The sequence below is a fragment of the Rhodospira trueperi genome, assembly GCF_900101965.1.
Classification (GTDB): Bacteria; Pseudomonadota; Alphaproteobacteria; order Rhodospirillales; family Rhodospirillaceae; genus Rhodospira; species Rhodospira trueperi.
In genome coordinates this window covers 94,619-118,814 of the sequence record NZ_FNAP01000002.1, presented here as the reverse complement: position 1 = coordinate 118,814, position 24,196 = coordinate 94,619, and the positions used below count along the sequence as shown (strand labels likewise).

The following is a 24,196-nucleotide window of genomic DNA, read 5'->3' as shown; positions in this document are numbered from 1 at the left end:
CGTGGAGCGATGGAGACGCCGGATCGATCCGTCAGGGTCAGCGGCGACACCAGAACCGGAGCCGGAGGGGGCATCCCCGCCTGTTCCGCCTGGACACAGATGGCTCAGGGTGCAATGCTTTATTCATAGACTGGTTGCCGCTCGCGCGACCGTCTGGAATCACCGAAAGGGGATCTAACGTCATGTTCAAGAAGGGCTTTTTCGTCGCGGCCGCCGTGTGCGCCGCCATCGGTTTCTCGGCTTCGTCCGCTGGCGCGGCGCCGGCCATGACCTCCCTTCAGATTGAGGACCCGGCTCTGGTCAAGGTCGAGTTCACGCGTTCGGGCGGAACCTATCGTATGGCGCGGGCCGGCGGTGTGCGCGCTGGGGATGCCTGCGAGCTCGCTGAGTATCGGGCCAGGACGGAGACCTGCATCATCGGCGAACGTCCGGTGCAGGCCCGTACTGGCTCCTGCGACTGTGAAGAAACGGCCGCCGGCTTCGTCTGCGAGGTGCAGATCCAGTGCCTTGGCAAGGTTCCGGCCGAATAAGCGTGGCCGCGAGGGTTAGAATGGGCCGCGCGCGCTCCTGATATCCGGTTTCCGGAGAGCGGACGGGCGCGTGGCAATGACGTTGGGGCGGGCTGGCCTGAGGGCCGTGCCCGCCCTCCGTTTGTTTGGGGTGGGGCTACGGCACTGCGGGGTCGACCCGCTATTTCGGATCGAACGAGCGGCGCAAGCGGGGGACGCCGCCTTGGTGACGGAGTGCCTTGATGGCCTTCCGTCCCCTGAATGATCGCAAGCGTCGAGACCGCAGGGAGCATGGCGGACAGACGTGTGACGACGATAGCGCTGAAGGGGTCCGAAACGGCCAGCTCTCATCGAATCCCGTGATGAACCTTTTTTGGGGCGCATGGTTTGTGGGCAGGCCCCTTGGCCGCGCGGAGCCCATCGGGCACAATGCCTTCCGAAACGAATCAGGCCGCCGGACGCTGAACCGGGCGGCCCACCGCGAAACCGGGAGGATGACCGTGACCGAACCGCTCTGGACCCCATCGGCGGAAGCCGTCGCCGCCAGCAACATGACCGCGTTCATGGCCAGGGTGAACGCCGAACACGGCCTGTCACTCGGCGATTACGACTCGCTGTGGCAGTGGTCGGTGGACCAGCCCGCCGCGTTCTGGTCGGCGGTGTGGGACTTCTGCGGCCTGATCGGCGAGAAGGGCGACGTGGTCGTGGACGACCCGAAAAAGATGCCCGGTGCCAAGTGGTTCCCCAACGGCCACATCAACTTCGCCCGCAACCTGCTGCGGCCGGACTGGGACCCGAACGCCGATGCCCTGGTCTTCTGGGGCGAGACCGCCGTCAAGCGGCGTCTGAGTTATCAGGACCTGTGGGACGCCGTCTCGCGGGTCCAGCAAGCCCTGATCGCCATGGGCATCGAAAAGGGCGACCGCGTCGCCGGCTACATGCCCAACATGCCGGAAACCATCATCGGCATGCTGGCCTGCGCCGGCATCGGCGCCATCTGGTCCACCGCCTCGCCGGACTTCGGCGTGCAGGGGGTGGTGGACCGCTTCGGCCAGATCGAACCCAAGGTGCTGATCGCCGCCGAGGGCTACTTCTACAACGGAAAGGCGCACGACTGCCTGGAGAAGATCGCCGCCATCGTCGAGCGCATGCCCAGCGTCGAACGCACCGTCATCGTGCCGTACACCCGCGAGTCCGCCGAGACGTCCGCCGTGCGCGGTGCCGTGTGGTGGGGGGACTTCATCGCGCCACACGCGGCCGGTGATATCCGCTTCGACGACCTGCCCTTCGAGACGCCGCTGTATATCATGTACTCTTCGGGCACCACGGGCGTGCCCAAGTGCATCGTCCACGGCCAGGGTGGCACCCTGATCCAGCAGGCCAAGGAGCATGTGCTGCACTGTGATGTGAAGCCGGGCGACCGCGTGTTCTACTTCACCACCTGCGGCTGGATGATGTGGAACTGGCTGGTGGCCGGGCTGGCCTCGCGCGCCACCCTGCTGCTGTACGACGGCAGCCCGGGCTATCCGTCCGGCGCTATCCTGTTCGACTACGCCGACGCCGAGGGCATGACGCTGTTCGGCACGTCGGCGAAGTGGATCGACGCCATCAAGAAGGCCGGCCTGAAGCCGCGCGAGACGCACTCGCTCAAGACCGTGCGGGTGATGACCTCGACCGGCTCGCCGCTGGTGCCGGAGTCGTTCGACTACGTCTACCAGGACGTGAAGCCGGACGTGCAGCTGTCGTCCATCTCCGGCGGCACCGACCTGCTGTCGTGCTTCATGCTGGGCAGCCCCATCAGCCCCGTCTATCGGGGCGAGATCCAGAAGCGCGGCCTGGGCATGAAGACCGAGGTCTACGACGAGGACGGCACCCCCGTGGCGGGCAAGAAGGGCGAACTGGTCTGCACCCAGGCGTTTCCGTCCACGCCGGTGGGGTTCTGGAACGATCCGGACAACAAGAAGTTCCTCGCCGCCTATTTCGAGCGCTTCCCCGGCATCTGGACCCATGGCGATTGGGTGGAACTGACCGAGACCGGCGGCCTGCTGGTCATGGGCCGCTCCGACGCCACGCTGAACCCGGGCGGGGTACGCATCGGCACCGCCGAGATCTACCGGCAGGTGGAACTGCTCGACGAGGTGGTCGAGGCGCTGGTGATCGGCCAGGACTGGGACAACGATGTCCGGGTGGTGCTGTTCGTGCGTCTGCGCGACGGCCTGGAGCTGGACGACGCCCTGACCGACAAGATCAAGAAACAGATCCGCCAGAACTGCACGCCGCGCCACGTGCCGGCCAAGGTGGTCCAGGTGACCGACATCCCGCGCACCAAGTCCAACAAGATCGTCGAACTGGCGGTGCGCGAGGTGGTGCACGGCCGCCCGGTCAAGAACAAGGAAGCGCTGGCCAACCCGGAAGCGCTGGACCAGTTCGCGGGTCGGGAGGAACTGACGACCTGAGAGCGGCGATGTGGCGGGTTGCGCCTTGGGCGCGAACCCGCCCTACGGGGTTTTGAGAAGCGGTCACGCGTCCGAGCGGCGCGACCAGGGGAGGGAGGCGAACTCGACCCCCTCCTCGCGCAGGGCCTCGGCCTCGTCTTCGGTGGTGCGGCCGTAGATGCTCCGGGGCGCCACCTCGCCGTAGTGGATGCGGCGCGCCTCCTCGGCGAAACGGTCGCCGACGTGATCGCAGGTCTTCTCGACCATTTCGCGCAACGCCGACAGCGCCGCCGGCGCGCCGGCCGGCGTCTGGCTGTCGCCGGCTCCGGAAGCGGCTTCCGAGTCGGTCGGCGCGTTTTTCCCGCCCGTCCCGTGAGCCGTCCCGTGGGCCGTCCCCTGGGCCGGCGCATCGGCCGGCGCAGGGGACGGTCGCGACGGCGCGGACTGCCGGGCGCCGTGATGCCGGGCCAGATTGGGCGCCATGATGGCCTTTCCAACCGCCGTACTGCCGCACTCGGGGCAGGCGATCACGCCGGCCTCGGCCTGTTCATCAAACGAGGCCCCGTCCCGGAACCAAGCCTCGAACGTGTGTCCATTGTCGCAATGCAACGCGTACAGGATCATCGGATCATCCCGGTTTGAACGGCGATCATGGCTCCAGTATACCCCGGAAACGTGAACGGTTCACCAAGGCATGCCCCGCTCCAGCAGGTCTCAGGAGGAGGGCAGAACACCGGTTGCGGTCGGTGCCGACCGGTTCTCCTCCCCCCTTCGGGGGGAGGTCGGGAGGGGGGCGAGTTGGTTTTCGCACGGGCAGTGCTTGCATCTCCAACCCCGCGTGTTGCCGATATCAACCCCACCCCAGCCCTATCCAGGGGAGGGAGTCCGGTTCGCGCCTGGGGCTCCCAGCCGTTCACTTCGGAGGCCGCACGGCCAAAATGAGAACTGCTGGCCCCTCTTCTCCGGAGACCCCCCGTGCCCCCACCCGACGTCCACCTGAAGATGACCGTGCCGTCGCCCTGGGTCACCCGCTTCGCCGCGCTGATCCGGCCCGGTGGGCGGGTGCTGGACGTGGCCTGCGGCGGCGGTCGCCATGCCCGCTGGCTGCTGGAGCGGGGCTTCGCCCTGACTCTGGTGGACCGCGACACCGAATACGTCGCCGATCTGGCCGACCGGGCGGAGGTCGTCACCACCGACCTGGAGGACGGCTCGCCGTGGCCGTTCAGCGGCCGCGCGTTCGATGCCGTCGTGGTGACCAATTATCTCAACCGGCCGCGCCTGCCCGATATGATCGCCAATGTGGCCGACGGCGGCGTTCTGATCTGCCAGACCTTCATGGTCGGCCACGAGCGCTTTGCCCGGCCGCGCCACCCGGACCACCTGCTGCGCCCGGGCGAGTTCCTGACGACGGTCGGCGGCGACGTGCAGGTGGTGGCGTTCGAGCAGGGTCGTCAGCCCATGCCCTCCGGGCGCGGCGAGGGTGTGGTGCAGAGCCTGTGCGCGGTCCGCGGCGATCAGCCGGTGGCGCTGCCGCATCCACTGTCGCCTGCTTGAGCCACCGACGCGAGTGAGCTACAATGTGGCGCAAACGGCAGGAGGATGGCCATGGCTCGGAATGATGTTGTGCGCGCGCGCATCGACGGGCGCATCAAGGAAGAAGCGGCCGACGTGCTGGCGAGCATGGGGCTGACGGTCTCCGATGCGTTCCGGATGATGATGGTGCGGATCGCCACCGAAAAGGCCCTGCCCTTCGAACCCCTGCGTCCCAACGCCGAGACCATCGCCGCCATGCGGGAGGCCCGGACCGGTCATCTGCCCCGGTTCGACAGCGTGGACGCTCTGATGGAGGACCTGCGTGCGGACGATTGAGCGGACCACGCAGTTCCGGAGGGACTACAAACGAGAGGCAAAGGGCCGCCATCGGCCCACTTTGGACGGCGATCTCCGCCATATTGTGGAGTGTCTTGCGACGGATCGCGCCTTGGCGGCACGGCACCGGGATCACGCCCTGTCTGGAGAATGGCGGGACCATCGCGACTGTCACATCAGACCCGACCTGATCCTGATCTACCGCAAACCCGATGACAAAACTCTGATCCTGGTTCGTCTCGGGTCCCATGGTGAACTCGGTCTATGATGGCTTTCGGTCGCCGGCGCCTGTGCGCGGTCCGCGGCGATCAGCCGGTGGCGGTGCCCTCACCCACCGCTGGCGGGGCGCCCGTCACCGGATCGCCGAACTGGCGGATGCGGCGGTAGATGGTGCTGGGGCTAACCTCCAGCAGGGCGGCGGCGCGCGGCACGTTACCCTGACACGCCTTCAGCGCCAGCGTCATGTGCTCCCATTCCACCTGCCACATCGGGCGCAGACCCTCGGACTGCCGCATGGCGTTCAGCGGGTCGCCGGGCGTCGGCCCCGGCCCGGGAGCGGCGGACGCGGCGAGCGTCGAGGCCTCGGCCGGCGGCGCCCCCTCCGGCGGGGGCGCGGGCGTTTCCGCTCTCGGCAGGGCACGGGTCGGCCCCTCCAGCATGGCCTCGGTGACCAGCGGTCCCTCGTTCAGCACGATGACGTTGCGCAGCACGTTCTGAAGCTGGCGCACGTTTCCGGGCCACCCCAGACGGACCAGCAGGGCCTCGGCCTCGGGCGTGAATCCCGTGAACGCCCGTCCCTCCTCCTCCGAGAACCGGGCCAGCAGGCCGCGCGCGATTTCCACCACGTCGACGTCGCGCTCGCGCAGCGGCGGCAGGTGGATCGGGATGACATGCAGGCGGAAATACAGATCCTCGCGGAAGCGGCCGTTCTGCACCTCGTCCCACGGATCGCGGTTGGTGGCGCAGATGAAACGGACATCGACGCTTTCCACGCGCGTCCCGCCCACGGGCAGGAACGTGCCGGTCTGGATGAAGCGCAGCAGCTTGGCCTGCAACCCCAGGTCCATCTCGCAGATTTCGTCCAGGAACAGGGTGCCGCCGTTGGCCCGCGCGGCGGCGCCCTGACGGTCGGCGGTGGCGCCGGTGAAGGCGCCCTTAACGTGGCCGAATACCTCGCTCTCGATCAACTCATGCGGGATCGCGGCACAGTTGATGGCCACGAAGGGACCCTTGGCGCGGGCGCTGGCGCGGTGCAGGGCCTCGGCACAGACCTCCTTGCCGGTACCCGACTCGCCGGTGATGAAGACACTGGCGCGCGACGGCGCGGCGGCCTCGATGGTCCGGTAGACCGCCTGCATGGCCAGCGACGAGCCGATGAAGCCGTGAAAGGCCTCACGCCCGATCTCCTTGCGGATGCGCCGCAGGGTGCCGGTCATGGCGTGACGCTCGATGGCGTTCTTCAGAGTCACGCGGAGGCGGTCGGGCGCGAAGGGCTTGGTCAGGAAGTCGTCGGCGCCCTCGCGCATGGCTTCGACGGCGACCTGCATCGACCCCTGGGAGGTGACGACCACGACCGCGACCTCATGCGTCTCGGCATGGGAATCGCCCCGGATCTCGCGCAGGATGTCGATCCCAGACGCATCCGGCAGCCGCAAGTCCAGAATCACCGCGATGTGCCCGCCCTGGGCCAGCAGGCGGCGTGCCTCCTCGCCTGTTTCCGCCAGATCCACCGGCCACGGCATATCGCTCAGGTATTCGATATAGACCCGCGCCATCGAGGGCGTGTCCTCCACCAGAAGAACACGGCCCTCCGGCGGAACCACGGGAGAGGCGGATTTGGACGCCGTGGAAAGGGTCATCGGCACTCCCAACGCCTGAACGGCGAAAATGCGGTGTGAGGGCATGTTACCGTTCGTTGCGGTCGCGGCGCAAACGCTGTGTGATTGCGCGCGAAAGAAAGCGGGAGCGGACCCGCCCCCGGTCCGACGGGTCGAAAACGACCGCCGATGGTTTATGGTGGACGCGAACCCGGGCGAAGGACCGAGACGCGGAAAGGCCGACCGCGATGACACCGTGACAGGATCGCTGTACCGCATGATCGTTCTGAGCGCGTTGGCCGTGGCCGTCGGCACGGTCACCGCGCTGGCGGCCATCGCCTTCGTCGATGCCGTCAACTGGCTCAACGACGCCCTGCTGATCTCACCGCGCGTCCGCGTTCAACTTGAGGACCAACGCCTGCTGGTCGTGGCCGTGACGGTCCTGGTGCCGACCCTGGGCGGCCTGGCCGTCGGCATGATGCTGCGTCATCTGTCGCCCGAGCGGCGCCCCCTGGGACCGCCGGACGCCATCCGCGCCGCCCAGACCCGTACGGCGCCACCGTCGGCGCGGGCCGGCGTGGTGTCCACCCTGGCCGCCGTGCTGGCGCTGGGCTGCGGGGCCTCGGTTGGGGAGTACGGGCCGATGGTCTATCTCGGCGCGCTGGTGGGCGGCGTGGCCGCGCGCCTGAACGCCCGCATCGGAAACCTGCGCACCATCGCCATCGCCTGCGGCGTGGCGGCCGCCATCTCGACCGCCTTCAACGCGCCCATCGCCGGGCTGGTGTTCGCGCACGAAGTGATCCTGCGGCACTACTCCATCCGGGCCTTCGCGCCGACCACCGTGGCGGCGGCCACCGGGTTCGTGGTCGCCAACGTGGTCTTTCACCGGCCAGCCCTGTTCCTGGTGGATTTCGGGGGCGTCCAGCACGGCTACGAGTTCCCCGTCTTCGCCGTGGTGGGGGTGCTGGCGGCTCTGGTGGCGGTGACGTTCATGCGGCTGATCCTGACCACGGCGGCGCTGGCCGAGCGCTGGCGGATTCCGGCGTCGCTGCGCCCGGCGCTGGCGGGTCTGGCCGTGGGGGTGGTCGCCCTGGGGCTGCCGGACGTGCTGGGCATCGGCACGGAGGCCCTGCGCTTCGCCACCATCGAGGGCGCCTTCGTCCCCTGGGAACTGGCCCTGCTGCTGGTCGCCAAGATCGGCCTGACGGCGCTGTGCCTGGGTTGGGGCTTCGCCGGCGGTGTGTTCAGCCCGTCGCTGCTGATCGGCATTTTGTTCGGCGCCCTGGTGTGGAGCGGGCTCGACGGCGCCCTGGGTCTCGCCACGTCGGGGCTGGTGGTCTATGCCATCTGCGGCATGATGGCGTTGACGAGCGCGGTGATCGGCGCGCCCCTGGCCACGATCCTGGTGGTCTTCGAACTGACCCACAACTACGACCTGACCATCGCCGCCATGGTCTCCGTGGTGTTCTCCAACCTGTTGAGCTATCAGCTCTTCGGGCGCTCGCTGTTCGACGTGCAACTGGCGCAGCAGGGCGTGGACCTGTCGGCCGGGCGTGATCGGGCCATGCTGGACGGCATGCCGGTGACCGCCTGCATGGGCGAGGACGTGCCGCGCGCCGACACGGGCGAGCCGGTCGGTGCCGTGCTCGACCGCCTGACGGCGGCCGGCCGCGCCGAAGCGGTGGTGACGGACGCCGACGGTTGCTATGTGGGCATGCTGCGCGTCCAGGACGCCCGCGCGCGCGAGCACGAGACCGCCGGCGCGGTGGCCCGGGTTGGGGAGGTGGTGCTGCACCGGGAGACCACCGTCTGGGGCGCCATGCAGGCGCTCAAGGGCTTCGTCGGCGACGCCGCGCCGGTGGTGGACGACGACGGCCGGCTGATCGGCATGGTCACCGAAGCGGCGGTCATCGGCGCTTATCTGGACACCATGCGCGACCTGAGGCGGGAGGAGCATGAAGGACCGTGATCCGACACCAACCGCTGCGGGGTTCTCCCGCCGCCGGGTGCTGGCCGGACTGGCCGCGCTGGCCGGACTGGCTGTGCCGCCGACGCCGGGCCGGGCGGAGACCGACCCGACGTCCCTGACCATCGCCACCTGGGGCGGGGTCTACGAAGCCGCCCAGCGCGCCGCCCTGTTCGATCCCTTCACCGCCGCGACCGGGATCGTCATCGAGACGGCGCGCCACGACGGCGGCCCCGATGTGCCCGGCCGTCCCGAGGCACGCGGCTGGGACCTGATCGACATGGGCGCCGCCGACGCCGGCGCGGCCTGCGCCGCCGGCCTGCTGGTGCCGCTGGACACCGCCGCGCTGCCCGCCCCGCCGCCGGGGGGCGGCGCGACGCGCGAGGACTTCCTGCCCGGATCGTTCGGTCGCTGCGCGCTGGCCCATTCCACCTTCGCCACCGTCGTGGCCTATGACGACCGGGCTTTCCCGGGGCGCAAGCCGGCCAGCATCGCCGATGTGTTCGATATCGAGGCATTTCCCGGCAAGCGCGCCTTCCGCCGCAATCCCGGGGCCCTGATGGAATGGGCGCTGATGGCCGTCGGCGTGCCGCGCGCCCAGATCTATGATCTGCTCTCGACGGATCGGGGCATCCGGCTGGCGCTGCGGGAACTGGACCGCATCCGCGAGCACATCCTCTGGTGGGAGGCCGCCGAGGCGCCCGTTGAGCTGCTGGAGTCCGGGGCCGCCGTCATGGCCTCCGGTTTCAACGGGCGCTTTTTCGACGCCCGGGTGATGCGCGACCGGCCGATCATCATCATCTGGGACGGCCAGCTTGTGGCCCAGGAGGCCTGGGCGATTCCCGCCGCCGCCGATCCGGCCCACCGGGCCGCCGCCGAACGTTTCATCCGCTTCGCCACCGGTCCGGACCGGCAGGCGGCGTTGGCCGAACGCCTGCCCTACGGTCCGACACGGCGGTCGGCTCTGGAGCGGATCGGCCTGCATCCGGTGGCCGGGGTGCCGATGGCCGATCACCTGCCCACCGCCCCGCACCGCATGGACCGGGCCCTGGTCATCGACAGCGCGTGGTACGCCAACACCGAGGCGCTGCGCCGCCGCCGCTTCGAGGCCTGGCTGGCGGAGGGGGCGGAGGACTAGGCGTTGAGCGCGGTTCAGGCCGCCCGGGGATGCACCGTGGCCGTGATCTGGTCTCCGGCCTCGATCATGGCCTTCTCAAGATCATAGTCCCGCTGCAGGTTCAGCCAGAATTCCGGGGTGGTTCCGAAATACCGGGCGAGGCGGAGCGCCGTGTCGCCGCTGATGGCCCTCCGTTCCGATACGATGGCCTGGATCCGACTGATGGGGACATGGGTGTCCTTGGCAAGCTTGTAGGCAGACAGGCCCAGGGGCGCCATGAACTCCTCCCGAAGCTGTTCACCCGGATGGACCGGGGGAAGGTCACGCGGTTCCATGTCCCGTCTCCCATCAGTGATAATCCACGATCTCAACCCGTTCCGCGTCGCCACCCGACCAGACGAAGCAGATGCGCCATTGATCGTTGATTCGGATGCTATGCTGTCCGGCACGGTCGCCCTTGAGTGCCTCCAGGCGGTTGCCGGGTGGCACGCCGAGGTCCTGCAGAGCCTTTGCCGCATTGAGTTGGCGCAGTTTGCGTTGGGCGCCTCGTTGGATCTGGGAGGGCAGTTTGCGGGCGGATCGCCCGTGAAACAGCCCCTCCGTCTCCCTGTCGGCGAAGCTCTTGATCATGCGAGCAGTATACCCGTGACGCGGTCACATCGCAAGGCGAGGCGGACCCACCTGGGACCCAGCAAGGATCAGGCGTCCAGATAGTCCCGGCACAGCGTCTCGGCGATCTGCACGGTGTTCAGCGCGGCCCCCTTGCGCAGGTTGTCGGAGACGCACCAGAACGACAGGCCGTTGTCCACGGTGGCGTCGTCGCGGATGCGCGACACGAACACGGCGTCCTCGCCGGCGCACTCGGCCGGGGTGACGTAGCCCTCGTCCTGGCGAAAATCGACCACCGACACGCCTTTGGCCGCACGCAGCACGGCGCGGGCGGACTCGGCGTCGATGGGCTTGTCGGTCTCGATGTTGACGTACTCGGCGTGACCGATGAACGAGGGGATGCGCGCGCAGTTGGCATGGACCTTGATCTTGGGGTCCAGAATCTTCCGCGTCTCGACGTTCATCTTCCACTCTTCCTTGGTGGCGCCGTCGTCCATGAAGACGTCGATGTGCGGAATCGCGTTGAAGGCGATCTGCTTGGGGAACTTTTCCTGATGGTCGCGCCACGGCTGGTTCATGAAGATGCCGCGCGTCTGGTTGAACAGTTCGTCCATGGCCGCCTTGCCGCTGCCGGAGGTGGACTGATAGGTCGAAACCACGACGCGGCGGAGGCCGAACGCGGCGTGCAACGGCTTCAGCGCCACCACCATCTGAATGGTGGAGCAGTTGGGATTGGCGATGATGCCCTTCTTGCGGAAGCCGGCGATGGCCTCCGGATTGACCTCCGGCACCACCAGGGGCACGTCCGGGTCCATGCGGAAGTGCGAGGTGTTGTCGATGACCACACAGCCGGCCTTGGCGGCGCGGGGCGACTGAACGGCCGAAACCTTGGCGCCCGGCGAGGACAGGGCGATGTCGGTGCCGGTGAAGTCGAACGTCTCCAGAGCCTGGACCTTGAGCACCTGATCCTCGCCGAACGACACCTCGCGCCCGACCGAGCGTTCGGAGGCCAGGGCGACGACCTCGCGCGCGGGGAAGCCGCGCTCCGCCAGAATGCCCAGGAGTTCCCGTCCGACGTTGCCCGTCGCGCCGATCACCGCGACCCGGTATCCGCCCTCTCGATAAGCCATGTCCGTTCGAAGTCCTTGTTGCTGGGATGAGGATGAGGCGTGGACCTATAACACGAAAACGGGGCGCGCCGTCACCCGGCCCACCCCGTGTCGTTGCCCCCGCCCGGCGCCGGGCAGGACCGTACCGCCGTCATTCGCCGCTGTTGGCCACCTGATCAAGGGCCTGTTCCTCGGTCCAGTCCGCGAAGGTCTGGGGCGGCGCTCCGGCCTGAAGCACCCGGGGACCGGTCTCGCGATAGAAATAGTGGTCGCCGACGCGAACCGCGAACTCCAGGCGTCCCGACCAGGCGGGATTGACGTCGCGGTTGTGGTACCACAAGGCACCGCCGGTCAGATCGCTGATGGCGTTGTTGCGGGTCAGCAGCGACTTCGCCAGCAGAACGGACTGGCGCCACGCAGCAGTCTCGTCCGGATCGTCGCTACGACCGTCGCACCACCAGGAAAACTGACACAGACCCGCCCGCTGCGAACGGTTTTCCGTCACCACGCCGCAAATGCTGTCCGGGAACCGGGGGTCCCGGGCACGGTTGAGCACCACCTGGGCCACGGCCACGCGACCCCGGGTGTCCTGACCGCGCGCTTCCCAGTAGTCGTTCAGGGCCAAACAGATCAGCTCTTGACGGGAGACCACCATGCGCGTCCAGTCCACATGCAGATCGGAGGGCAGCGCGGCATGCGGAACCTCGGCCCGCGCCGACACGGCCCCTCCGGTCACGACCAGGGCCGCCAGCACCAGGACACCAGCGAACAGGGTGCGGATGGGTCTCGAACGAACGGTCAACTCAAACCTCGCGCTTCAATGCCAACGGGGGAACCTGCCCTTAGGGAGGCATAACGCCTCTGAACGGGTCGGCGGGGTTGGGTTCGGCCCCATGCGGACAAACACAAAATATTGTGTTCTTCCGCGTCTAGCAGAAGAACATATAGCCCGTCGTTCTTCGGGACAGACGTTGACGCCGCTTCCCCTCGCGTCAACACACAGAGGCTTGCCACAGCCCGTCGCCAATGGCCACCCCATTTCTTTGTGCATTGCAACATAGGGAGGCGCAGGGGAGAGTGCCAACCACACCGTCACAAATCGGAAAAAAAATTCGATGTAAATGTGTTCCGTGCCGCTGTTGAGGATCGGCCGTCACACCTTATAGTACTTTCATTGCATGTTCCTCGTCCATGGGGTGCGACTGCGTCCGGCCCCGCGTTGCTTTCGTGCAACACACTTATCCGGGCTTCATGATAGTTTTCATATCTAAAGATGTGCGCTCATGCTTTTTGTGGGCCGAATCGGAAGCCTCAGTGGTGACCCGCCGTGTCTGGACGCGCCCGATGCAACTCCCCATAATGGTGTGAATTGCACGCGCACCAGCAATGACATCAGAAACCGTTGCGTCCCCCGCCTCGCCCCCCTTGACGCATCGGCTCGTCATCGCCTGAGTCGCCCTTGGTCCAACCGAAACTGACTTGGTGGATCCTATAAGGGAAAAAATTATGAGAGCGAAGATATTCTTCATCACATCTCTTGTAATGCTATTGATATTTATGTATTCGGGCGCCGTAAATTTTGGCCCTTATATCCTGCTCTATATTCATTTCATTTTTGGAAGCGCGTTTGCGGCGACCGGTTTTTACGTGATCGGCGCGCTCGTCGCCATGGACCAGACCGAGGCGGTCAGGGACACGGCGGCCGGCACGCGGCATGAACGGGACGTGGCCGCGTGGATCGCGACCCTACAGGCCGCGCGGGAGGCGGGAGAACCGATGTGCGGCATACGCCCGTGATACCGGCCGGCGCGCCTCTGGCATCGCTTCGCGACACCGATTTAAGGATGGCCGCCCTTTGGGCGGCCGGGGCGGCGGAGCCACGCGCCCCGAAGGGGCGCTGCGGCGAGACAAAGACTCAACATCGCCGGCTGGGCGTCGTGAAGGCCGGACGAGTCAAGTCTATCGTCGGCCGGTATGAGTCCCCGGCGTGCCGGAGCCGGCGGACGCGGGCATGGGCGCGACTAACGCTGGCCCCGCTCCTGACGCCATAGCACGGCGGCGGCGACCAGGATCGTCACCGTCGCCACCAGAACCAGCAGGGTGGCCAGGGCGTTGATCTCTGGCGTGACCCCCAGGCGCACCGACGAGAACACCACCATCGGCAGGGTGGTCGAGGCCGGCCCGGCGACGAAGCTGGCGATCACCAGATCGTCCAGCGACAGGGTGAACGACAGCAGCCAGCCCGAGACCAGCGCCGGGGCCAGCATGGGCAGGGTGATGACCAGGAACGCCTTCAGCGGTCGCGCGCCCAGGTCCATGGCCGCTTCCTCGACGCTGCGGTCCAGCCCGCCCAGGCGCGACTGCACCACCACCGCCACATAGGCGGTGCAGAAGGTGGTGTGCGCGATGATGATGGTGTCCACGCCGCGTCCGGACGGCCATCCCAGCGTGGTTTCCAGAGAGACGAACAGCAGCAGCAGCGACAGGCCGGTGATGACCTCCGGCATGACCAGGGGCGCGGTGATCATCCCGGTGAACAGCAGCCGCCCCCGGAACCGCCCGAAACGCACCAGGATCAGGGCGGCCAGCGTACCCAGCACCGTGGCCAGGGTGGCGGAGGTCGTGGCGATGCGCAGGGAGACGAGGGCGGCCTCCAGCATCTGCTCGTTCCGGAACAGCGCGCCGTACCATTTCAGGGAAAAGCCGCCCCACACCGTCACCAGCCGGCTCTCGTTGAACGAGAACAGGACCAACAGCAGGATCGGCGCGTACAGGAACGTCAGCCCCAGGGCCAGCGCGGACGGCAGGAAGAGCGGACGGGCGCGCATCTCACGTCTCCTCCGCCCGTTCGGCCTGGCGCTGCTGATAATGCTGGAAGATCACGATGGGGATCACCAGCAGCACCAGCATGGCGATGGCCACCGCCGAGGCCACCGGCCAGTCCCGGTTGGTGAAGAACTCGCTCCACAGCACCTTGCCGATCATCAGGGTATCGGCGCCGCCCAGCAGGTCGGGAATGACGAACTCGCCCACCGCCGGGATGAACACCAGCATGGACCCGGCGACGATCCCCGGCATCGACAGCGGCAGCGTTACGGTCAGGAACACCCGCAAGGGCCGGCAGCCCAGGTCCGCCGCCGCCTCGATCAGCGAGACGTCCATTTTCTCCAGCGTGGCGTATAGCGGCAGGACCATGAACGGCAGATATGAATAGACGATGCCGACATACAGCGAGATTTCGGTGTTGAGCAGCGGCAACGGATCGTCGATCAGGCCGAGCGCCATCAGCGCGTTGTTGATGAGGCCGTTGTTCTTGAGGATGCCGATCCAGGCATAGACCCGGATCAGGAACGAGGTCCAGAACGGCAGGATCACCAGCAGCAGGAACACCGCCCGCCACGACGGCGAGGCCCGGGCGATGGCGTAGGCCATCGGATAGCCGATGAAGAGCGCGATCAGGGTCGAGACCGCCGCCACCTTCAGCGAACTGAGATAGGCCGAGATGTACAGCGGGTCTTGTCCCAGAAACAGATAGTTGCCCAGCGCCAGCCTGATTTGGAGATAGCCGCCCTCCAGCCACTCCAGCAGCGGGGTATAGGGCGGCACGCCGATGCGGAACTCGGCGAAGCTGATCTTAAGCACGATCAGGAACGGCAGCAGGAAGAACAGCAGCAGCCAGAGGTAGGGCACGCCGATCACCGCGCCGCGTCCGAACCGGGCCGCCAGCCGTTGCAGGCGGGTCAGTCGCGGGCCGCCGTCCCCACCGCCGGCCCGCGCCCAGAGGCGCTCCGCCCGTGCCCGCGTATCCGACCCGGTCGTCATGACGTCACCACCACGACGTTGTCAGGCCGCCAGGACACATAAACCACATCGTCCCAGGTGATCTCCGGCGCGCTCATGCGTTCCAGGTTCTGGGTCGTCACCCGCGCCAGGGCGCCGCCGTCCAGGCGGACGTGATAGGTGGAGATGCCGCCCAGGTAGACGATGTCCTCGACGATGCCACGATCCCAGTTGTGGGGCGCGTCGGGCCGGGTCGTGGACACGGCCAGCTTCTCCGGCCGCAGCGCGATCCAGACCGTGGCGTGCTCGCGCGCGCTGATGCCGTGGCCGACATAGACCGGGTTGGCCAGCGCGTCACAGCGGATCAGCAGGTGGTCCGGCTCGTCCTCGACAAGCTGTCCCTCGAACAGGTTCACGGTGCCGAAGAACTCGGCGACGAAGCGGGTGTTGGGGTACTCGTACAGGGCGTGCGGCGTGTCCACCTGGATGATGCGGCCGGAGTCCATGATCGCCACCCGGTCGGCCATGGTCATGGCCTCCTCTTGGTCGTGGGTGACGACGACGAAGGTGGTCCCGACGCGCTCCTGAATGCCGACGAGTTCCAGTTGGGTCCGCTCGCGCAGCTTCTTGTCCAGCGCCGCCAACGGCTCGTCGAGCAGCAGCACCTTGGGATGCTTGGCCAGCGAGCGCGCCAAAGCCACCCGTTGGCGCTGGCCGCCCGACAGGTGATGCGGCTTGCGCTTGGCGAAGGGGGTGAGTTCCACGAGGTCCAGCATCTCACGCACCCGCTCGCGGATGGCCGCCCTGGGCATGCGATCCTGCCGCAGACCGAAGGCCACGTTGGCCTCGACGGTCATGTGCGGGAACAGCGCATAGGACTGGAACATCATGTTGACCGGGCGGTCATAGGGCGCCGTGTCGGTCATGTCCTGACCACCGATCAGAATGCGTCCGGCGGTGGGCCGCTCGAACCCCGCCAGCATGCGCAGCAGGGTCGTCTTGCCGCACCCCGACCCGCCCAGCAGGGCGAACAACTCGCCCTCACGGATGGTCAGCGAGACGTGATCGACGGCGACAAAGGCGCCGAAGGTCTTGACCACGTCGTCGATCTCGATGATCGGGCGCGCCTCCGCCCGGCGCAGCACCGCGCCCGGGCGGCTACCCTCGGGGCGGGCGGCGGCCGCGCCCGGCGCCACGGTCTCCATCATGTCGCACTGCCCCCAAACCGTGTGATCCGGCATCGGAGCTCTGGTATGACGCGATTGGGGCGCGGGATCTAGAACAAATCCCGAGCGATCCGGACCGGATCGCGATGTCGATTTGCTTGAATATCAAATCATTAGAGAGAGTCGAGATGGTGACTGCGATCACAGCAGTCTTTCAGCATCGGCAGATCCATGGCGCGGGCGACGTCGCGCAGACGCTGGATGACGGCACGGGCGTCCTCCGCCTCGATGCGGTCGATCAGACGATCATAGCACTCCGCCGCATCCTGAACGGCGTTTCGCGCGGTCTGGCAGGCCTCGGCCACATCGGCGGGTTTAGGGATCCGGCCGCGCCAACGGTTCGCCGGTGGCTCAAGGCCATGCCGCTCGAACAGGCGCAACAGATCATCGGTATTGCGCCGCGCCGCCTCCACCACGCCGACGAACGGCTCGACCGGCCCGAAGGCGGCGATGGCCGCCTCGAAGGTTGCCTCGGCGCGGTACTCCGAATCGAGCGCCTCCTCCAGCGCCGTGCGCAGGGCCTCGGACATGAGCGATGGTCTCCGGTGTGGGGCAACCCCTCCTTTGTCGGTCATGTTGGTCGGTCTGTAATTGTCGAAACGCAACGCCGCGCGACCCGATGCTGCTGGCGTGCCTTGGTGAGGAGGGCCGAGCCGCCCCCGGCCGCCCCTTGCCCTGGACCCCGCGAAGCCCCTGGTCAGGCGGTGTATTCGGCGAGAAACACGGCGGCCACATCCCGCGCGCCGAAGCCGTTGTCGCGGACGAACGCGGCGGCGCGGCGGCCCATTGCCAGCCGCCGCGCGTCATCGCGGCGCAACTCCAGACTCACGTCGGCCAGCCGCGCGGCCTGGGCCTCGACGGAGCCTTCGCCCAAAAAGAACCCCGTTTCCCCTTCCGCGATCAACGCCTCACTGCCGGCGAACCGGGTCGCCACCGGCACGCAGCCACAGGCCGCCGCCTCGATCAGAATGCGCGGAACGCCCTCGTTGTAGCGGGACGGCAGCACCACAACGCCACAGCGCGCCAGAAGGTCCGGCATGTCGCGCACCGGCCCAAGAAACGTCACGGTTTCGGCCGCCTCGATCTCCTCGACCGAAACCCCGTCAGGATCGTCCCGTTCCACGAAGCCCGCCACCAGCAGCTCGATGTCCGAGCGTCCGGCCAGCAGCGCGCCGGCCCGCAGGACCACATCCAGCCCCTTGCTGCGCAGCAGACGCCCCGCGAACAGCACCGACAGGCGGTCGGCCGGGTCGGCGCGCAAGCCGCCGTGAAACCGACCCAGATCGACGCCGGCGCCCTTGGTCACGAAGGCTTGGTCCCCTGTAATCAGGCGGCGGGACAGCCAGACGTCCCGGTCATGGGCGGTTTCAAACGACACGCGAGCCGTTTTCATGCCGATCCGCAAAAAGACCTCGACGACGGCGCGCCGAAACGCGGCGGCCCGGGATCCGTCGGCCGCCCTGTCGTACAGCCGGCCCAGGCCGGGAACCGTCACGACCGTCCGGCCGCGCCAGCCGAACAGACGCGCCACCCGCACCGCGAGCCCACCGTAGAGATACGGCTTGATGTTGATGAAGTGAACGGCGGCGGGCTTCTCCGTCAGAAGAAACCGCAAAACCGTCAGGAACAGTCCGGCATCGCGGCCCAGCGCAAAGCGGTGCCGCTCCAGGCGGATGGGCCTGTACTCGAACCCCGTGGTGTCGGTCTCGCGATCGCTCCCCACCGCGAACACGACAGGACGAAAGCCCGCCCCGGCGGCGGCCTCGACCACGTTGCGGCGGTGATGCACGAAGTTGTCCAGCGCATTGGCAACGAACAGGATCGTGTTCGGACTGGCCGACGACAGGATTGAGTCTTCCGGCTCGGCGTCTCTGCAACGACCCGGCAGCGTCGAGTCTTTGGTTTTCTCGCCGCAGCCCCCCTCCGGGGCGCGCGGCTCCGCGGCTTCGCCGCGCCGGCGCGGTTGCGCCGGCCGGCCTTCGAAAAGGTCTCCCTTTTCGTCGGCCGGTCTCATGCAGCGTCTCGGGCCTGGACAGCGGTGGCGGGCTCGCCGCCGGACGTCTGCCCGATCCGACTTTCCGTGCCGTCGCGCAGCCGGCGCACGTTGTCCCGGTGGCGCCACCACGCCAACGCGGCGAGCCCGGCGAATCCCGCCACATGCGGCCACCCGGCCATGGCGAAGGCGAAGCCCGGCGCCACCGTCAGGGCGGTCAGCGCGGCCAGCGAGGAATACCGAAACACCACGGCCATCAACAGCCACGTCAGGCAGGCGGCGATGCCGACCGGCCACGCCGTCGCCAACAGCACGCCGAGCGTCGTCGCCACGCCCTTGCCGCCCTTGAAGCGCAGCCAGAGCGGATAGTTGTGGCCGACCACGGCGGCCACGCCCGCCACGACGGGCACCGTCGGATCGACCCCGCTCCAGCCCGCCAGCGCCATGGCCCCCAGCGCGGCGAAGGCGCCCTTGCCCGAATCCAGCAATAGCGTGGCCAGGGCCAGATCCTTGCGGCCGGTGCGCAGCACGTTGGTCGCGCCGATGTTGCCGGAGCCGATGGCGCGGATGTCCCCCAGTCCGGCCAGGCGCGTCAGCACCAGGCCGAACGGCACGGATCCCAGCAGGTAGCCGCCCAGCGCGGCGAACTCCAGAGGCATGGACGGGTCGGTCATGGCGGCGGAAGTCTCCTTGTGTCCCCGGCGGCCCGAACCGTCGCGCCGCACGGCTTCATAACCCGTGGAGCGCCGCCCAAGTCAAGCGTTCGCCGGACGCGGCCCCGCGCCATGCCTTATATGGCGTCCGCCGCCTCCCGGTTGGCCAGATCGGTGGCCTTGGTGTCGATCCGGTCCAGGGCGGCGCGCGCCCCGCCCAGCTTGCCGACCATGCTCTCCAGTTCACGGGCGATGCGGAACACCTCGCGGGCCGCCGCCTGCACATCGTGGGCGGTGGTCGTGCTGTCGCGGGCCGCGTCGTTGACCTGGTTGACGATGTGGAACACCGAGTGCGTCTCCTGCGCCGCGTGGCGGGCGTCGAACGAAACCTCCCGCGCGGTGGTGGAGACGTGCTCGATGGCGTCGGAGATGGTGCGCGCCTCCTCGGCAGCGCGGGCCATGCCGCTGGAAATGGCCTCGGTGCTTCGCGACTGCTGCTCGACGGCGTCGTCGATGCGGGCGACCGACGCATGCACCTCTTCGATGACTTTGGACACATCGGCGATGACCGCGACGGCGGAACTCGTGCCGTCGCGCACCGCGTTGATGCGGTGGGCGATCTCGTCGGCGGCCTCGGCGGCCTCATCGGCCAACCCCTTGACCTCGTTGGCCACCACCTGGAAGCCCTTGCCGGCGCTGCCGGCGCGCTGGGCCTCGATGGCGGCGTTCAGGGCCAGCATGCGCGTCTGCCCGGCGATGGCGCGGATGGCGTCGACGACCTTGGTGATCTCGCCCACCGCGCCGCTGAGGGTCTCCACCGAGCCCCCGGCCTCGCTGGCGCGCGACGAGGCGTTGGCGGCGGTTTGCGCCGCCTCCCGCGCCGTGTTGGCGATGGCGGTGATGGCCTGCGAGATTTCCTCGACGTTGGAGGAGGCATTCACCACATGTCCAGACATCGTGCGCGCCGCGTTGGCGATGTCGAGCACGTTCTCGTTCAGGGTGCCCACGCCCTCCGACATGTTGCCCACACGGTCGGCCACGTCGTCGGTCATGGAGGCGACATGGCCGGCCCGGTCGGTCATGACCCCGGCGTCCTGGCTCATGGTGTCGGAAATGCCCCGCAGGTCCATGGAGGACTGAAGCAGGATGTGGGCATTCCCGGCCACGTTCAAGATCATGCCCTGCAGGCGCTCCATCAGAAGATTGAAGGAGCCCGCCAGTTCGCCCGACTCGTCGCCGGTCGAGTCGTCCAGGCGGTGCGACAAATCGCCCGCGCCCGTGGCCAGTTCCAGCATCGCCTTTTGCAGCATGCCGGTGCCCAGGGTCGTGCCGTGCTCGGCGACGTTCAGGCCCTGCAATTCCTCTTCCGCGGAAACGCGGATGCCGATGGTCGCGTCGAGGAGCCTGAAAAAGATGTAGGCGGTGCCGAAGGCCCAGAGGAAGCCCATGCCCACGCCGAGCATCTGCACGCCCACCTGGGTCAGGCGGTCGCTGGCGGCCAGCGCCTCCGGCACGGCCAGCGCGCCGGCCATGATGGTGCCCCAGGCGCCGCAGACGCCGTGGACCGGCACCGCGCCGATGCAGTCGTCAAGGCGCAGCCAGTACTCAATGACATGAGCGGCCAGCACCACCACCACGCCGCTGGACAGGCCGATGAACACCGCGCCGTAGGTCGAGACCGCATCACACCCGGCGGTGATGCCGACCAGCCCGCCGAGCACGCCGTTGATGGCCCGGTCGGGCCGGAACAGGCCGTCCACTTGCCGGCCGATCAGCATTGAGGCGATGGAGCCGAAAGCGCCGGCCAGGATCGTGTTAGAGATGATGTGGGCGAACGCCGGGTCGCCGGTGGTGGTCGAGCCGCCGTTGAACCCGATCCAGCCCACCCACAACAGAATCGCACCCGCCGTGGACAGCACCGCGCTGTGTCCGTGAATCGGCAGCGGTTTGCCGGTCTCGGGATCGAAACGGCCAATGCGCGGGCCGATCACGATCACGCCGGCCAGGGCCACCCAACCGCCGACCGAGTGGACCACCGTCGAGCCGGCGAAGTCGATGAATCCCATGTCGGCCAGGATCGCCGGGTTGTCGCCGTTCAGCAGGTTGCCCCAGGCCCAGTGTCCGAACACGGGATAGATCAGGATGGAGATGAAGCAGGTCACCGCCAGATAGGCGGTAAAACTCATGCGCTCGGCCACCGCGCCGGAAACGATGGTCGCCGCCGTGCCGCAGAACACCACCTGGAAGACGAAGAACGTATAGCTCCAGTCATCAAGCTGGCCGAACGTCAGCCCGCCCCATCCCAGCCAGCCGCCGCCGAGGAGCGACGGGCCGAACATAACGCCGAAGCCGATGACATAAAACCCGGCGGTGGCGATGACAAAGTCGGCGATGTTCTTCTGGGCGACGTTGATGGAGTTCTTGGACCGCACCATGCCGGCTTCGAGCAACAGGAACCCGGCCTGCATCAGGAACACCAGGGCGGCCGCCGTCATGGTCCACATGTGGTCCATGCTGGCCTGTTGGGAGGCGAGCGCGACCTCCATCTCGGCGCGCAGATCAGCCAGGGTCTCGGCATGGGACGGTGCGCCGGTCGCGAGGAGGACAGCGATCACGACAGCCAGCAATCCCGCCGCGCGCAAAGCTCCACCTTCCGTCCGCGTGCGCGAACGGGTGCGTCCCATCCGGTCCATGGCCTCTGACCCCTCCGCAATTCGGCGGCCGAGCTGCCTTTTGATTAGGCACCCCATGCCGGCCGCCCAATTCGTCAGCTTAATCTCCCTGATTTTCATGAGGCAATAACAATTCTCGGAACGGGGACATGCGTGGGGCGGGAGGCTGGTTGTCATCATACTGGGGGTGCATGCGCTTGTATGGGCCGCGCTGATGATCGGCCGCCCCCGGTCTCCCCCCAGGGACATCGCGGGAGCCCCCCTTACGGGGCATCCGGGTCGCGCTTGATCAGGCCGGTCAGGGCCACCACGGTCAGGGTGGACAGGAACCAGCCCATCAGGATGTGCGCGTACAGATAGATCAGCACCGCCCAGCCGCGCGGGTCCTCGGCCCAGGTCTCGCCGATGGGGCTCGGGTGCCATGCCCTTTCCTGGCCCAGCGAGATCAGCGGAATCAGCGTATCCAGCGAATACCAAAACGCGTTGAACGGCGTGTATTCGGGCGGCAACACGTAATGAATGGCGTGGGTGTCGGCCTTGTCCCATTTCTCGGGCGGCAGGGCGGTGCGGCCGCCTGCGGTGTCCTCCGTCGCGCGGGCGAGGCCCTGCATGATGGTCACCGGCACCGCCGGCTTGAGGATGCCCGGCCCGCCGGCGGGCGTGGGGGCGTTGGCCGAGAACACCACGCCGCCGAGGGCGAGAAAGCCCAGCAGCCCGATGACGCCACGCCAGGGGCGATAGCCGTGGCCGGTGGACAGGTCCAGGATGGTGCCCCACAGCCGCCGCAGGTTGGCCGGCAGGAGTCCCGCCCGGAGCCGCTCCAGCCGGGAGGAACGGGATTTGCCCCGCGCTTCGTCCTCGCGGGCGAGATGGCGGACCCGATGGCGCGCCTTTTCGCGCAGCACATCGCGCGCGCCGCGATCATCCCCGGAGCGACGGAGTACCTGGGCCAGAACCTCATAGGGACCGGGCTTGAAATCGTCGCCCAACGCCGCCTGGATCCATCGAATGCGCGAGGGGGCGTCGGTTCGTTCGGTCTCGTCCAGGAAGCCGTCGTATCGAAAATCCGTCAGGTTGATCGACGGACCACCGTCACAACCCCAATCCGATCCCGTCCAATTGTCATACCATTGCCCGACATGGGCATGTGCAAGGTTGAGGCGTCCCTCCCAATTGTTCGGGCGCCAGTCAAATACGGCGCTGACGCGGACGCCAACAAGACTCGCATTGCCAGCAATGTCAAAAGATCCGCGGGCAAAGACATTGCTCATGAAATTGCATCTGTTTGCGTGGATGCTGTCGCGATGAATCCCTTCGCGACCATTAGTTCTAAGTGTTGAATCGGTGAAAGATGCATATGCGCCAATTTCCGAATCCGATAGAGATATGGCGCCTCTAGCTTGGAAGTTGTTTCTGCATAACAACCGGTTCTTTACTTTTGCCATTTCGATCCTGAGGGCATACCTGTCTTTACCATCTAAGCGAGCGCCCTCTAGGTTTAAATCGCCTTCAATTGCAATCCCTAAAAGGTCAAGCTCGCCGATTGCTGCCAGTTCTTCGCAATTGACGTCTCCGAGGATTCTCGCGCGGATCCCGATCACAGCACTCCCTTGGTGGGCGGAAATGTTGGCATTGGAGAACGATAGATCCCCCCCGACCTCAGCGTTTCTGAAGCTAACTGCGCCTGTCGCGCTGAATCTGTCACGGCAGTAAAACGCGCCCGATATACTGGCTCCGTCGGCGGCCAACACAGGGTCATTCCCGCCATCCAGTTTTGCGCCTGTGAAGTCGAGATAGCCGCCGATTTGGGAGTCTGGCAGGCGTACCCCCCCGGTCGCCGTGAAACCCTCCCGACAAAACATCCCCCCTCTGACTACGATGCGGTTGGCGCTTAGCGCGGCGACGTCCTTGCCGTCCAGCGTCGCGCCCGAGAAATCCAGATCGCCGCCGATCTCGGCGCCGAGCAGGCGAACCTCTCTGATCGCCGCGAAGCCGTTGCGGCAGAACAGGCCGCCCTGAACGCGCAGGCCATCGCCCAACAGGCCGCGTTCGAGCCGGCTGCCGGACAGCACGAGGACCGACAGTGTGGCCTCAGCGAAGTTGGGCCGGTCGGCGAAATGGCAATGAAGCAAGCGCAACGGGCAGCACGCCGTGCCGAAGGACAGGTCCAGTTCGCCTTCGATCCGCGCGCCCCACACCTCAACGCCTCTCGGATCGACCGTCACATCGTCCCACAAGCCGAGGCAGAGGGCGCGGATCGTCTCGGCCCGGATCACCGGCATGGTCTGGACGAAATCCGGGTCCGCCAGTTGTTCCGGCGTGGGAGGCAGCATTTTGCCGTACCACGCCTCCCCCTGCCGCGCGGCCTCGACCAGCGTCCGTTCCTGTGGCCAAAGGCTGTACGGCATCGTGCCCATGGCTGTCGCGCCCCCCCTTGCGTG

The 24,196-nt window shown here is 67.3% G+C and carries 22 protein-coding genes; 8 read left to right on the top strand and 14 right to left on the bottom strand.

What is annotated here, in order from left to right; all coding sequences use genetic code 11:
- The first annotated feature begins 182 nt into the window (after positions 1 to 182).
- The gene (locus tag BLS85_RS03900; RefSeq protein WP_092782457.1) at positions 183 to 530 is read left to right on the top strand and encodes a hypothetical protein; all 348 of its coding nucleotides are present in this window, start codon (positions 183 to 185) and stop codon (positions 528 to 530) included.
- Between the two features lie 479 nt (positions 531 to 1,009).
- On the top strand, positions 1,010 to 2,965 hold the full coding sequence (locus BLS85_RS03895) for an acetoacetate--CoA ligase (RefSeq protein ID WP_218128279.1): 1,956 nt from the start codon (positions 1,010 to 1,012) through the stop codon (positions 2,963 to 2,965).
- A gap of 63 nt (positions 2,966 to 3,028) precedes the next feature.
- Here BLS85_RS03895 and BLS85_RS03890 read toward each other — a convergent pair whose 3' ends face one another.
- Positions 3,029 to 3,568, bottom strand: coding sequence for a DUF1178 family protein (locus BLS85_RS03890; RefSeq protein WP_092782451.1), 540 nt, complete (start codon positions 3,566 to 3,568; stop codon positions 3,029 to 3,031).
- 351 nt (positions 3,569 to 3,919) lie between these two features.
- Between BLS85_RS03890 and BLS85_RS03885 the strand changes: the two genes are divergently transcribed.
- Genes BLS85_RS03885 through BLS85_RS03875 form a run of 3 tightly spaced genes read left to right on the top strand, consistent with a single transcriptional unit; the run spans position 3,920 to position 5,081 of the window.
- Positions 3,920 to 4,498, top strand: coding sequence for a class I SAM-dependent methyltransferase (locus BLS85_RS03885; RefSeq protein ID WP_245699064.1), 579 nt, complete (start codon positions 3,920 to 3,922; stop codon positions 4,496 to 4,498).
- Positions 4,499 to 4,549: 51 nt separating this feature from the next.
- The gene (locus BLS85_RS03880) at positions 4,550 to 4,813 is read left to right on the top strand and encodes a type II toxin-antitoxin system RelB/DinJ family antitoxin (protein WP_092783172.1); all 264 of its coding nucleotides are present in this window, start codon (positions 4,550 to 4,552) and stop codon (positions 4,811 to 4,813) included.
- The gene (locus BLS85_RS03875) at positions 4,800 to 5,081 is read left to right on the top strand and encodes a type II toxin-antitoxin system YafQ family toxin (protein WP_092782448.1); all 282 of its coding nucleotides are present in this window, start codon (positions 4,800 to 4,802) and stop codon (positions 5,079 to 5,081) included. Before BLS85_RS03880 ends, BLS85_RS03875 begins: the two co-directional genes overlap by 14 nt.
- Before the next feature lie 40 nt (positions 5,082 to 5,121).
- Here BLS85_RS03875 and BLS85_RS03870 read toward each other — a convergent pair whose 3' ends face one another.
- A complete protein-coding gene (locus tag BLS85_RS03870; RefSeq protein ID WP_092783169.1) occupies positions 5,122 to 6,672 on the bottom strand; it encodes a sigma-54-dependent transcriptional regulator in 1,551 nt (516 codons plus the stop codon).
- Positions 6,673 to 6,907: 235 nt separating this feature from the next.
- On the opposite strand from BLS85_RS03870, the gene BLS85_RS03865 reads away from it, so the two are divergent.
- Positions 6,908 to 8,599 carry a chloride channel protein gene (locus BLS85_RS03865; protein ID WP_092783166.1) on the top strand — a complete coding sequence of 564 codons (1,692 nt, stop codon included), beginning with the start codon at positions 6,908 to 6,910 and terminating at the stop codon, positions 8,597 to 8,599.
- A complete protein-coding gene (locus tag BLS85_RS03860) occupies positions 8,586 to 9,734 on the top strand; it encodes an extracellular solute-binding protein (RefSeq protein WP_092782445.1) in 1,149 nt (382 codons plus the stop codon). Before BLS85_RS03865 ends, BLS85_RS03860 begins: the two co-directional genes overlap by 14 nt.
- A gap of 14 nt (positions 9,735 to 9,748) precedes the next feature.
- Here the strand turns inward: BLS85_RS03860 and BLS85_RS03855 are convergent, their stop codons facing one another.
- The 4 genes from BLS85_RS03855 to BLS85_RS03840 form a co-directional block, all read right to left on the bottom strand.
- Positions 9,749 to 10,048 carry a HigA family addiction module antitoxin gene (locus BLS85_RS03855; protein ID WP_092782442.1) on the bottom strand — a complete coding sequence of 100 codons (300 nt, stop codon included), beginning with the start codon at positions 10,046 to 10,048 and terminating at the stop codon, positions 9,749 to 9,751.
- Positions 10,049 to 10,061: 13 nt separating this feature from the next.
- Positions 10,062 to 10,343, bottom strand: coding sequence for a type II toxin-antitoxin system RelE/ParE family toxin (locus BLS85_RS03850; protein ID WP_092782439.1), 282 nt, complete (start codon positions 10,341 to 10,343; stop codon positions 10,062 to 10,064).
- 68 nt (positions 10,344 to 10,411) lie between these two features.
- Positions 10,412 to 11,452, bottom strand: a complete 1,041-nt coding sequence (locus BLS85_RS03845) for an aspartate-semialdehyde dehydrogenase (RefSeq protein WP_092782436.1) — start codon at positions 11,450 to 11,452, stop codon at positions 10,412 to 10,414.
- A 130-nt stretch (positions 11,453 to 11,582) separates the two neighbouring features.
- Positions 11,583 to 12,233, bottom strand: a complete 651-nt coding sequence (locus BLS85_RS03840) for a cell wall hydrolase (protein ID WP_245699063.1) — start codon at positions 12,231 to 12,233, stop codon at positions 11,583 to 11,585.
- A gap of 704 nt (positions 12,234 to 12,937) precedes the next feature.
- Here BLS85_RS03840 and BLS85_RS03835 point away from each other — a divergent pair.
- Entirely contained in the window at positions 12,938 to 13,228 is a 291-nt protein-coding gene (locus tag BLS85_RS03835; RefSeq protein WP_092782433.1) for a hypothetical protein, read from the top strand.
- Positions 13,229 to 13,452: 224 nt separating this feature from the next.
- On the opposite strand, the gene BLS85_RS03830 is transcribed toward BLS85_RS03835, so the two are convergent.
- The 8 genes from BLS85_RS03830 to BLS85_RS19010 all read right to left on the bottom strand — a co-directional run bounded on the left by BLS85_RS03830 (position 13,453) and on the right by BLS85_RS19010 (position 24,172).
- Positions 13,453 to 14,259 carry an ABC transporter permease subunit gene (locus tag BLS85_RS03830; RefSeq protein ID WP_092782430.1) on the bottom strand — a complete coding sequence of 269 codons (807 nt, stop codon included), beginning with the start codon at positions 14,257 to 14,259 and terminating at the stop codon, positions 13,453 to 13,455.
- A 1-nt stretch (position 14,260) separates the two neighbouring features.
- Positions 14,261 to 15,253, bottom strand: coding sequence for an ABC transporter permease subunit (locus BLS85_RS03825; protein WP_092782427.1), 993 nt, complete (start codon positions 15,251 to 15,253; stop codon positions 14,261 to 14,263).
- On the bottom strand, positions 15,250 to 16,419 hold the full coding sequence (locus BLS85_RS03820) for an ABC transporter ATP-binding protein (RefSeq protein ID WP_092782424.1): 1,170 nt from the start codon (positions 16,417 to 16,419) through the stop codon (positions 15,250 to 15,252). Before BLS85_RS03820 ends, BLS85_RS03825 begins: the two co-directional genes overlap by 4 nt.
- 131 nt (positions 16,420 to 16,550) lie before the next feature.
- Positions 16,551 to 16,967 carry a ferritin family protein gene (locus BLS85_RS03815; protein WP_092782421.1) on the bottom strand — a complete coding sequence of 139 codons (417 nt, stop codon included), beginning with the start codon at positions 16,965 to 16,967 and terminating at the stop codon, positions 16,551 to 16,553.
- A 167-nt stretch (positions 16,968 to 17,134) separates the two neighbouring features.
- Complete coding sequence (locus BLS85_RS03810; RefSeq protein ID WP_092782418.1) at positions 17,135 to 18,451, bottom strand: glycosyltransferase; 1,317 nt, start codon at positions 18,449 to 18,451, stop codon at positions 17,135 to 17,137.
- Positions 18,448 to 19,104: a glycerol-3-phosphate 1-O-acyltransferase PlsY gene (gene plsY / locus BLS85_RS03805; RefSeq protein ID WP_245699062.1), complete on the bottom strand. Its 657-nt coding sequence runs from the start codon at positions 19,102 to 19,104 to the stop codon at positions 18,448 to 18,450. Before plsY ends, BLS85_RS03810 begins: the two co-directional genes overlap by 4 nt.
- 116 nt (positions 19,105 to 19,220) lie before the next feature.
- Positions 19,221 to 21,698: an ammonium transporter gene (gene amt / locus BLS85_RS03800; RefSeq protein WP_176793344.1), complete on the bottom strand. Its 2,478-nt coding sequence runs from the start codon at positions 21,696 to 21,698 to the stop codon at positions 19,221 to 19,223.
- A gap of 320 nt (positions 21,699 to 22,018) precedes the next feature.
- Entirely contained in the window at positions 22,019 to 24,172 is a 2,154-nt protein-coding gene (locus BLS85_RS19010; protein ID WP_176793342.1) for a hypothetical protein, read from the bottom strand.
- Positions 24,173 to 24,196 lie beyond the last annotated feature (24 nt).